Origin of the sequence: Herbivorax alkaliphila, assembly GCF_030848475.1 — a bacterium.
Classification (GTDB): domain Bacteria; phylum Bacillota; class Clostridia; order Acetivibrionales; family Acetivibrionaceae; genus Herbivorax.
In genome coordinates this window covers 1-11,143 of sequence record NZ_JAVDDS010000037.1, presented here as the reverse complement: position 1 = coordinate 11,143, position 11,143 = coordinate 1, and the positions used below count along the sequence as shown (strand labels likewise).

General features: G+C 30.7%; 10 protein-coding genes. 4 read left to right on the top strand and 6 right to left on the bottom strand.

Translation table 11 applies throughout. The features are described from left to right. Positions 1-283: 283 nt before the first annotated feature. The 4 genes from RBH29_RS12850 to RBH29_RS12835 are packed head-to-tail and all read left to right on the top strand — an operon-like array spanning position 284 to position 3,027. Entirely contained in the window at positions 284-664 is a 381-nt protein-coding gene (locus RBH29_RS12850; RefSeq protein ID WP_306697320.1) for a GntR family transcriptional regulator, read from the top strand. Between the two features lie 2 nt (positions 665-666). After that, the gene (locus RBH29_RS12845; RefSeq protein WP_306697319.1) at positions 667-1,569 is read left to right on the top strand and encodes an ABC transporter ATP-binding protein; all 903 of its coding nucleotides are present in this window, start codon (positions 667-669) and stop codon (positions 1,567-1,569) included. After that, on the top strand, positions 1,550-2,287 hold the full coding sequence (locus tag RBH29_RS12840) for a hypothetical protein (protein ID WP_306697318.1): 738 nt from the start codon (positions 1,550-1,552) through the stop codon (positions 2,285-2,287). The genes RBH29_RS12845 and RBH29_RS12840 overlap by 20 nt, the downstream gene beginning before the upstream one ends. Continuing rightward, a complete protein-coding gene (locus RBH29_RS12835) occupies positions 2,284-3,027 on the top strand; it encodes a hypothetical protein (RefSeq protein ID WP_306697317.1) in 744 nt (247 codons plus the stop codon). The genes RBH29_RS12840 and RBH29_RS12835 overlap by 4 nt, the downstream gene beginning before the upstream one ends. 85 nt (positions 3,028-3,112) lie before the next feature. On the opposite strand, the gene RBH29_RS12830 is transcribed toward RBH29_RS12835, so the two are convergent. The 6 genes from RBH29_RS12830 to RBH29_RS12805 all read right to left on the bottom strand — a co-directional run bounded on the left by RBH29_RS12830 (position 3,113) and on the right by RBH29_RS12805 (position 10,726). After that, positions 3,113-4,297: an MFS transporter gene (locus RBH29_RS12830; protein ID WP_373463334.1), complete on the bottom strand. Its 1,185-nt coding sequence runs from the start codon at positions 4,295-4,297 to the stop codon at positions 3,113-3,115. A 253-nt stretch (positions 4,298-4,550) separates the two neighbouring features. Beyond that, a complete protein-coding gene (locus tag RBH29_RS12825) occupies positions 4,551-7,154 on the bottom strand; it encodes a PEP/pyruvate-binding domain-containing protein (protein ID WP_306697315.1) in 2,604 nt (867 codons plus the stop codon). 83 nt (positions 7,155-7,237) lie between these two features. Continuing rightward, positions 7,238-7,924: a TetR/AcrR family transcriptional regulator gene (locus RBH29_RS12820; protein WP_306697314.1), complete on the bottom strand. Its 687-nt coding sequence runs from the start codon at positions 7,922-7,924 to the stop codon at positions 7,238-7,240. Positions 7,925-8,114: 190 nt separating this feature from the next. Continuing rightward, positions 8,115-9,083, bottom strand: a complete 969-nt coding sequence (gene msrB / locus RBH29_RS12815; protein ID WP_306697313.1) for a peptide-methionine (R)-S-oxide reductase MsrB — start codon at positions 9,081-9,083, stop codon at positions 8,115-8,117. Positions 9,084-9,218: 135 nt separating this feature from the next. After that, on the bottom strand, positions 9,219-9,797 hold the full coding sequence (locus tag RBH29_RS12810) for a hypothetical protein (protein ID WP_306697312.1): 579 nt from the start codon (positions 9,795-9,797) through the stop codon (positions 9,219-9,221). A gap of 149 nt (positions 9,798-9,946) precedes the next feature. Then, positions 9,947-10,726 carry an EFR1 family ferrodoxin gene (locus RBH29_RS12805; RefSeq protein ID WP_306697311.1) on the bottom strand — a complete coding sequence of 260 codons (780 nt, stop codon included), beginning with the start codon at positions 10,724-10,726 and terminating at the stop codon, positions 9,947-9,949. Between the last annotated feature and the right edge of the window lie 417 nt (positions 10,727-11,143).

Here is an 11,143-nt window from a genome sequence, read left to right as displayed (position 1 = left end):
AGATTAATTACGTTCACTGTTCTCCCCTTGCATTCAATATAATTATATTTTAAACTGTTTTTAAGTATTTGTCAATAGGTTGAAATGGATGAATACAAAAACTCAACATAGAATTTCTCACAAATTAGCCTCTCTTCTTTCCTACGGGTGAATGTTATTTATGTGAATGGAAATATGGAAGAAACATTTTTCCTACTGATGCATTGACTGATTATATTTTTTGTGATATAGTACATTACAACACTAATGTACTATATCACTCTTTTTATATGGAGGTGTATATGTGAAATTAAATACCAATGGCATGAAGCCAATTTATGTTCAAATTGCACAGTGGCTTGAAACAGAGATATTGTCTGGAGCTATTATGACAGATGAGAAAATCTACTCCCAATATCAACTGTCAGATATATTTAATATCAACCCTGCTACTGCTGCTAAAGGGCTTAATATTTTAGCTGACGAGAATATTTTATATAAGAAGAGAGGGTTAGGTATGTTTGTGACAGCAAATGCTAAAGAAATAATAATTGCAAAGCGCAAAAATCAAACACTTAAAGGTCTTATCAATGAAATGATCTTAGAAGCTGAGCGTCTAGGTATCAGTGATGATGAACTATCAAAAATGATAACAGAAGCTACGAATCAAAGAAAGGAGGCATAATTGTGAACACAATAGAATGCATAAAACTAACCAAAAAATATGGCACCAAAAAGGCATTGAATAATATCTCTTTTACAATTGAAGATAATAAGATAACTGGGTTAATTGGGCGAAACGGAGCTGGCAAAACAACTCTTTTAAAAATACTAGCAGGCTTTATTAAAAAAACTTCAGGTGAGGTTAATGTTTTTTCCAAAAATCCTTTTAACTCTCTTTATGTATCATCAAATATGATATTTATTGATGATAATATGACTTTTTTAAATAATTTAAACCTTTTAGAAATATTAAAGTCTGCTTCAAACCTTTATCCAAATTGGGATATGAATCTTGCAAAAGACCTGTTAGAGTACTTTTCATTAGATTTTAAACAATATCACCAAAAGCTCTCAAAAGGTATGAAAAGTGCCTTTAACTTAATAATCGGAATTTCTGCTCGTTGTCCACTTACTATACTAGATGAGCCAACAACAGGCATGGATGTCGCAGTTAGAAAAGACTTTTACAGAGCTCTACTAAAGGACTATATTAAGCACCCTCGCAGTATTATTATTTCAAGTCATCTTTTAAATGAAGTTGAATCAATTTTAGAGGATATTATACTTATAAAAGAAGGCACTAAATACCTACACCTTCCAGTTTCAGATATTAAAACTTATGCTGTAGGTTTGAAAGGCCAAGTGTCTGTAATTGAAGATGTTATTAAAGAAAAGGAAGTATTACATAGGGATAACCTCAGTAAAAACAGTACATATGTAGTGGTTAAAAATGACTTTGAAAATTCAGAACTAGATGTTTTCAGTGTATCAAATGTTGAAATTTCATCGGTTTCTGCTGATGATTTATGTATTTATCTTACAGGTAGTAAAGAAGGAGGTATTGACAGTGTTTTCGACAAAAACTAGCTTATTGAGTATTGTTAAAAAACAGTACTTTAACAAACTAAATCAGTATTCAAATATAGTATTTGCCCTTGTAGCAATACAAATATTTACATTGGCAATTTCTTTTACTCTTTACGGAACCTCAATTCGCAGGTTTAATCCTTTTTTTGTAATTGACATACGTTCCTATGCCGACGAAATTGCTATTGTTTTTACAATGATTTTTGTACTTATAGCATCTGCCATTCTAAGATCAAAAACTTACAGGGATATGGATTTTAACTTTATCTCTAACCGATTAAGCTCCCAGTTATCCACCATTGGTTTTTTGCTAACAATAGTAGTTGCAGGAAGTACTTTTGCTGTTTTGTCTGGATATATGTTAAGAGTCTTAAGATATTTTTTACCAATTTCAAAACCATTCTCCATAATAATGTCTCATATATCCTTTCAAGACTTTTTATTAAGTGTAAGCATTATAACATTATATCTTTTGCTTTTTTCAGCATTAGGTTATTTTATTGGTTCATTGATTTATTTTAATAAAATATTTGCGGTATTATTAACTGTGCTTTTTTTAACTATAATTTTTTTTAGAATTGATTATACAGTATTTGTACATAATTTTTATTTTCATGAAACCAGTATTTTGGTTTTTACACTTAAAACGCTTATACCTTCGATAGTATTATTTTTGCTTTCAATAATGCTAACTAAAGAAAAGGAGGTTCGACTATGATTAACCTTATATTTCTTTTATTTTTCATCTCATTAATTATACTTGCATTTGGAATAAACTTAAAATCAACATCTTTTTTTAACAATTGGATATTTCATAAATTGAGCAGATGGGTAATTGTTGGATATGCCTTTCTACTTATTTTTTCAGTAGTTTTATTTCATGTGATATATTATATGAATATTAACAAAACCAATTTAAATATAGAAGATACCCTAGTTAATTCCACTGATAAATATCTGGATAATGCTATTAACGAAGAATTACTCCAAGTACATAACACTTGGAAATTTGAGCTTGATGATGACATCTTAACTCTAGATAGAGATGGGGTATGGCTTCAAATCGAAAAAATATATCTACAAAGACTAGAAAATCTTAGTGGGGAAATTGAAATTGTACATTGCGCACCTAAATATATATTTGGCGACATTGATTGTACCGAAATAAAAGATCCCATCCATGTGAATTATGAAAATAATACTTTAAAAATCTTAAAGCAAGAAAAGAGACACAATATAACAATTTCAAATGTTGATAAGAATTTTGCTATTTCTCAGTTTTCGTCAAATTCTTCTAATTTTAATAAAGATTATGTGTTTGATAACTATAAAAACTTTATATGTATTTATATACCTGAAGATATAGAAATCGATTTTGCTTCAAATTTTGCTTCAAATAATATGAAGCTTCTAAAGGAAGGTTTTGTATATGCCCCCTATCCTATCAAATCCAACTAGTTTTATACTTTGCTGATAATCCAAAGCAACTTGCATATTAGCTATTATATTTTACAAGGTGGAGTTTTACTCCACCATATTTGTTTTATATTTTTATCTCAGACTTTAACCTGCCTGTTCTAAATGTTACAATGAACCCAGTGAAAAATATCAAACTGCCAGCAATAAAGGGATAATACATATTTATATCAAAAATCATTCCTGCCAGTAATGGACCTGCTATCCTTCCTAACGCCATGTAAGATTCTGCAATTCCCATTGCTTTTCCCTGATTAGATGTTGTATTTTTTGAAATATACGCTAAAGCTGAAGGCTTTAGTAGTGAGATTACAAGCATAAAAGTGCTCATTGCAAGTATTATAGTAAAAAAACTGTTTGCCAGTACCATCAGTAAAAATCCAAGTACCCCTCCAATTAATGCCATGGAAATAGTTTTTGCTTCTCCAAATCTCTTGGTCAAAGGACCTGCCAGTAAACCTTGTGACAGTGCATACATAAGACTCATTGCCATAAGAATTGTTCCAATTTCCTCAGGGCCATAACTAAATCTTTCTAATGCATATAACCCGTATATACTTGAAAACATCGTCTGACCAAATATAGATATAAAGGCTATTATCAATCCAAAACCTATAGGAGTAAAAAGAGTTTGCCATAAACCTTTAATTTGAATAAATTTTATTTTTGTTGCTTTACACATATCTTTTTTAGAAAGTGACTCTGGAAGACATGTTAATATTATCAAGAAAGTCAGAAAACAAAAGGCAGAAGCTATATACATAGGAGTGGATAAGGAATTTGAAGCCAACAAACCTCCTAGCCCTGGACCTAGTATTACACCTATTCCAATAGCCCCTCCTATTTTCCCCATTGCTCCCCCTCTCTCCTCTTTAGTTGTACAATCGCCTGCGTAAGCCTGAGCTGCAGGTATTGCAGCAGATGAGAGCATTCCTGAGAGTATTTGAGCAAGGTAAAGCATCCACAGTTTGTTTGCAAGAGCCAATAGTATCATCGCTATTCCCATGCCCGTTAGGCCAGTTAATAATATAGGCTTTCTTCCATATTTGTCAGACAATCCTCCCCATATAGGTGCAAAGATTAGCTGCATTAGACCATAACTTGATATCAATAGTCCATAATGTATTCCCCTACCTCCTAAACTCTCAATATAAAATGGAAGTACAGGCATTACAATTCCATATCCCATCATAACAACTATTAAACTTATAAATAAAATAATCATATTTTTACTTTTCATTATTAATCCCACCTTTCTCTTGTAACATACCAACCGCCGGTATGTCTTGCATATAAACTACCGATATTTTAATTTTCAACAGCTAAACTAATACTTTATATATAAACACTTAGACTCACTACTTTAGGAATAACGCCCTCAAACCTCCGATGATTTAACAGGTTTTGACAACGAGAATCAGATGTTATTTCTTAGCCATTACTTAAATTGATTCTAAACATTTGATATTTCAAAAATACTTTTATGACATGTACATTTCCAATGTTTAACTGCTTATTGTTTTAATACTCCCGTCTTCTCCATTTACTCTAACCATCTGTCCATCCTTAAGTTCCTGTGTAGCTCCAGCAACTCCAGCTACTGCTGGAACACCGTATTCTCTTGCCACAACAGAACCATGTGATATTGATCCGCCTGTTTCCATTATCAGTGCTCCTATCTTTAAAAACAGTGGTGTCCATGCAGGATTAGTACCTGTAGTTACTAATATTTCACCTTTTTCAAGTTTATTACCATCTTCCGGATTGTGCAAAATCCTTACCCTTCCTTCGTATACACCTGGGGATACAGGTACACCATATAATCCATCTTCTCTTCTTTGCTCCACTGCTGAATAAATGCTCTCTCCAGTGCTGGTTAGTAATCTTGGAGCGGCTTTTAAAAAGTTTCTTTTGTATATTTCTTTATTATTCTCTGCTATTTCTTTAAGATTTTTATTTGATCTTATATCATTAAATCTTACATAGAATATATCCATTTTATCTTGGAATCTTCCTGCCTTCTGAAGTTCTTTTCCAACTTCTATATATAATTTTCTCAACATACTCAAAAGTTCTGTTATGAAAAATTTTGACTGCTCTCTAATGCCAAACATTTCTCTGAAATCTTTAAGCATCTTTTCAACTCTTTTAGCATCTTTCTTTTGACCTTTTTCTTCTAAATTTCTTTTTATCCTTTGTATTGCCATTTCTGCTTCTTCTTTGCCCTTATAAAATCTATCTATACCTTCCTGATAGTTCTTGTTATCAATATAAGTATTAATTAAGTCTAAAACATAGCCTGGTTCTTCTTCCCATGTAGCAACACCTACATCAAGCTCAACTGATGATTTATGCCCATATGTCTTCATAAACTCTTTTATCTCTTTATCTGTAGCTTTAGGTCTTTTTCCTCTTTCATCATACTTTTTTGATAGTTCTAATATACTCATGCCCATTTGAGTGGTTGCACTGTGAGGAACTGATTTTTCTACAATATATAAATCTGAAATATCTTCTAAGTGCTTTTGCATTATTTTTTTTGCTTTTCCTATATAAGTTGAAGAAACTGCTACGTAGCATAGTAAAATTGCTCCATTCATTATGAAATCCCCAGTATTTTTTTCAATATATAAAAGTTTTTCTTCTATAGAATTAAGCTCTTTAATATCTTCTTTTAACTTTATAATTTCATCTTCTGAAACTTTTACAGCTTTCTTTCTCGCCTTTACAGGTGAAAAAATACCGTAAAAGAATTTAGTGCCTCCACTTAGTAAAAATTTACCTAATCTTGAATTCATTTTTCCTAATAATTTAACAGATTGTTTTTTGTCTAAAATTTCATCTCTGTTTCTTTCAACAAGCTGTAGTAGTGCCTTTGTTGTAACAGGATCCTTGTCAGTTTTATCTTCTTTTTTGAATTTACCCCAGCTCTTTTCGGTTCTCATAAAATCAGTTATGTCTAGAAAAAGCCTTCCTCCAACATTTTGATACCACCACATCCTATCACCATTAAATTTTTTCTTACCATATTTTAATATCAGTGAGTGAATACTTGACTTCATTAAATCTTCACCCATCGGTGTAAAAGGTTCTTTCATTGCTTGTGAGTAACTGTTCATGTTTAAAAATACCCTCAATCCATCTTTGCCCTTCTTTTTTTCTGGCATTGGATATAGTGAAGTTATAGGTCTTGTTTGCACTAAATAGAACTTACCATCCATATACGCCCATTCAATATCCTGAGAAGAGCCAAAATAATCTTCAGCTTTTTTTGCCATTTTATATAATTCATTAATCTCTGAACTGTTTAGTGTACATTCTGTCTTATTTTTACCCTCTACTTTTACAAGTTCAATTCCCTTTTCTTTTCTTACTGTCATTACACTTTTTTCTGCAATTTTTTCTTCTACGACACTTCCATTATTTTTATCTAAAATCCATTGATCAGGGTTTACTTCTCCTCCAACTATAGCTTCTCCTATTCCCCATGATGAATTTAGCAACATCTGATCTCTTCTGCCGTTTACAGGATTTGCTGTAAATAGAATTCCAGATTTTTTAGCATTAATAAGTTTTTGCACCACCACTCCATGTGCTAAGTTTTTATTTCCTATGTTTTGTTGTATTCTGTAGGACACTGCCCTAAAATTCCAAAGAGATGCCCAACACTTTTTAACATATTTGTGGAGTTCTTCTATTCCTTTAACATTTAAATATGTGCTGTATTGGCCTGCAAAAGAGAATCCTGGTAAATCTTCTGCTGTAGATGAGGAACGAACTGCCGTTTCTGGATTTCCTATTAATTCATAGCATTTATTAATATCAAAAAGTACATCCTCAGGTATGCTTCCAGCTTCAAATAGTTCCTGTATTTTATTTGAGGCCTTTTCCATTTCTTTTAAATTATCTTTGTTGATATTTTTAAGTATGTTTTCAATTTTGTCTTTAAAATTGTTAGCTTCTATAAATTTATCATATGCATCTGTTGATACCACAAAACCTTCAGGTACAGGCAATCCAGCCTTTATCATCTCTCCTAAGTTAGCTGCTTTTCCACCTGCTAATGAAAAATCATCTTTAGTAACATTTCTTAATAATTTTGTATTCATGATAATCCTCCTTCTTTTTATTTTATCACATAAATTTTATTTTTCAATACCGACCGTCGGTTTGTTCGGGGTAAAAAAATATTTCAGTTTTTTATCTTTGAAAATCTTTTTAAGTAAGATTCTCTAAACTTTATTGACTCACCTTTTAAGTTTAAAATTTTTTTAAACATTATTTCATAAAACTTTAACTTTTCATCTAGCTTCCTAATAAATTCTTCATAATCAACTTCATATAAGTCTATTACAAGTCTGTCAATTGAAGAATTTAAACTGTGAATTATGTTAGAAATAAATTCTGCCAGTTCTGTAGAATTAGAAGTTTCAAATAAACCTTCCTCCACTCCATCATCTATTAATTTTTTAAATAGTGCATTTAACTCTTTTCTTATTGAATCAGATATTTTTTTATCAAGCTTCAAGTTTCCCTCATTATTAAATACACCTTTTATTCTAGACCTTCTACTTTCTGAATTAGCTTTATATTCATTAACTGATGTAAATATTTCACTAACCTTTTGGGCAGCATTTAAATCTTTTCTTTCAATTATTCTTTTCATTATGCCAATAGCCCTGTCAACATACTCTTTTGCAATTATTATAATTACATCTTCTTTTGATTCAAAGTAATGATAAAAAGCTCCTTTTGAAACCCCCATTTTATCGATAATATCTTTTATTGTAGTTTTTTCATAGCCCTTTTCGTAAAAGAGTTCTAATGCTGTAGATAAAAATTCCTGCTTTCTGTCATCACTTCTATGTGTTACATCCATAAAACAAAACCTCCAATTTCCAGTACCGACCGTCGGTATGTTTTTAGTATATAACATTACCATTTCTTTGTCAATATGTTTTTAAAATTTTTTTATCTTAGAGTAAGATAAAGCTTCAACATAAAAATGTGGTATATATAGATGAAGGATTTAAAAACTGTAGAATTGTCTTTCCTCCACTAAAGTTAATTCACTCCTCAAATAATCTTTTATACTCCTTATATCCTTCTTTTTCTAAATCGTCCTTTAGAATAAATCTCAATGATGCAGAATTTATACAATATCTTAATCCCCCCTTATCATTAGGGCCATCTTCAAATACATGACCTAAATGAGAATCACCATATTTGCTACGCACTTCTGTTCTAGTCATACCGTGACTGCTATCTGTTTTTTCAACAATGTTTTGATGCTGCAATGGCTTAGTAAAGCTTGGCCAACCACTTCCTGAATCATATTTGTCTTTTGATGAAAAAAGTGGTTCTCCTGATACTATATCAACATATATTCCTTCTTTTTTGTTATTATAAAATTCATTTTCAAAAGGTCTTTCAGTACCATTATTCTGTGTTACTTCATATTGCAAAACAGATAAAGTTTCTTTTAACTTTTTATCATCTTTTTTGACTTTCCATGTCCTTTGGAGAAAGTCTTTACGTCCCGAACCTTCATAATATCTATTGTAGTGAAAATTATTTTTTTTATAATAATCCTGATGTTTCTCTTCTGCCAAATAAAATTTTTCAAATGGTATTATATCCGTAGCAATTGGCTTATTAAATTTCCCAATCTCTTCAAGTTTTCTTTTAGATTCTAAAGCTAATTCTTTTTGCTTATCATTATGATAAAAAATTGCTGTTTTATATTGCTCTCCCCTATCGTAAAATTGTCCTCCTTCATCGGTGGGGTCAATACTTTCCCAAAAGATATCCAACAATTTTTTATAAGAAAATATATGTGGATCAAAAGTTATTTGTACTGCTTCTCTATGACCTGTAGTTCCCAACACAACTTCTTCATAGGATGGTTTTTTAACATGTCCTCCACTGTATCCTGCTACAACATTATGTATGCCCGGCATTTCATCAAAGGGCTTTATCATGCACCAAAAACACCCACCTGCAAAAGTAGCTTTTTCTATGTTTTGATTTTTATGCATATTGTTCACCTCATCTTTAAAATGTATTATGTTTAATACATTCCCTAAAAAGACAGGTTGAATACAAAAAATTCACTCCAGAAAAAAATGAGACAAGAGAACCGTCCCCTTGTCTCTTGTCTTCCTGTCTTCTTATTAGCCAAATCCTATGTAAGCTATTCCACAAATCACTATAAAAACACCCAGCATTAATGTTACAACATTAATCCCTATACATGTTAGAAGTGAAATAACATATGTTTTCTTAGTACTTATATTTTCTAAATCTATCAGCTTATAATTTTTTATAAGTTTAACAACAAAAAAAGGTGTAATGATAATTGCTAATACTATTAATAAATAAAAAATAATCGTTGCATGTGGACTTTCACCTTCTAGTCCCCATATTAATATTATTTGATAAAATAGTGTAAATAGAAATTTACACGGGAACCAAACCAAGCCTGTTTTTATAATAATATCACCATATGGCTTAATCATAAATAGTACAATATACATAAGCAAAACTACAAATGCTATAATAAAAAAAAATACAGTAGCATCAAAACTACTCATTTTAAAAGGCAACCAAAATTTTAAAAAGTCTTCTTTATCTCCTAAAACAGACATAGTTAAAAATAAGTCAAAAAATACAGCATATATGCTTAAAAAAACTGAAATAAACAGACGACTACCAGCCGTATTATACTCTTTAGTAATAAACCTCCGAAACATTTAATCTCCACCCTATTCTGTTTTATTTTATATTTTAAATTCATCTTTTTTAAAAACCATTAAAATTATTCTTTATACTTTCACCTTCTTGACATTCTCACAAAAAATTCACTCCAGAAAAAATGAGACAAGAGAACCGTCCCCTTGTCTCACTTGACATTCTCAAATAATTTGCCATCAACACCTTTATACTGTTTCTTTACTTTTGAATGAATCAGTACTGTAATTGCCTTATTAGGACATATATTGACACATCTATAACAAAGAGTACATTTGCCCTTTTGTTCTATTTTTTTATCAATAACCTGAAGATTTTTCATAGGGCAAACCTCTACACATTTAGAACAGGCAATACAGTCAGGGGATATTTTTACATCTTTTTTCTTCCTTTCTTCTGACTTTAGAAAGTACTTCCTTTGAGAGTAAAAACCCAGCCCCTTAGAAAAAGCATTAAAACCTCGTTTCTTAATAACTTCATTTTTTATATTTTCACATGTCTTATACAACTTTTTGTCTACTTTCTTGAAAGCTTTTTTTATTTGTTCTCTATTTTTTATTGGAAGTACAGGAATATTACCAATATTGTTTGGCATATTAAAGTGCTCTGCATAAATCACTTCAAAATTTATGCCTTCTAATAATTCTATAAAAACCCTTGCCCCATCCCCTGAAAACATGGCTTGTGTACAAAAAATAATAAGTTTTTTCTCATTTAAGTAATTTTTATTTTTTGTTACAAATTCACGCAAAATCTGCGGAACGCATGACCCATAAATGGGATAGGAAAATGCAATTGTACTTGCAGTGGTAATGAGATTTTCAAAATCCACTTCTTCTTCAATAGAATAACAATCTCCACCCATTATTTCTGAAAAACGTTCTGCTAAATATTTCGAATTTCCTGTTCCTGAAAAATAAAGTGTTAGCATATGATTCCTTTCTTTTATTTAAAATAAATAACTAAAAAAATTAGCACTTTCCTTATTATATCAAAATCCAATAAAAATGGTAGCCTTTAATTTAAATATCTATTCTTATGTTTAGACTGATATGAATAAATAATAGACTAAAGGAACTTCAATTTTAGAAGTTCCTCTTTCTATACTTGAGAGTTAAAAGTTCTTGCCAGAACTTACATATGTAATAAGCTTGATACAAAGGTCTACCCATGGTAAATTAGATTTGCAAAACATAAAAAACCATAGGGGGTAAACGTCAATGTTCAAGCTTATAAATGAAATTTTACATCAATTTCGCATATGTTTCAAGAGGGAGGAAACATTTGGCTGGTTTGTAATTATAATAGTAGGTATGTTGATTAGGACAGATATGAGAGGAATATCATC

What these genes read in the sequence shown, in the direction of transcription:
- RBH29_RS12835 (WP_306697317.1), top strand. Translation starts at nt 2,284, where the DNA reads ATGATTAACCTTATATTTCTTTTATTTTTCATCTCATTAATTATACTT.
- RBH29_RS12825 (WP_306697315.1), bottom strand. Translation starts at nt 7,154, where the DNA reads ATGAATACAAAATTATTAAGAAATGTTACTAAAGATGATTTTTCATTA.
- RBH29_RS12820 (WP_306697314.1), bottom strand. Translation starts at nt 7,924, where the DNA reads ATGGATGTAACACATAGAAGTGATGACAGAAAGCAGGAATTTTTATCT.
- msrB (WP_306697313.1), bottom strand. Translation starts at nt 9,083, where the DNA reads ATGCATAAAAATCAAAACATAGAAAAAGCTACTTTTGCAGGTGGGTGT.
- RBH29_RS12810 (WP_306697312.1), bottom strand. Translation starts at nt 9,797, where the DNA reads ATGTTTCGGAGGTTTATTACTAAAGAGTATAATACGGCTGGTAGTCGT.
- RBH29_RS12805 (WP_306697311.1), bottom strand. Translation starts at nt 10,726, where the DNA reads ATGCTAACACTTTATTTTTCAGGAACAGGAAATTCGAAATATTTAGCA.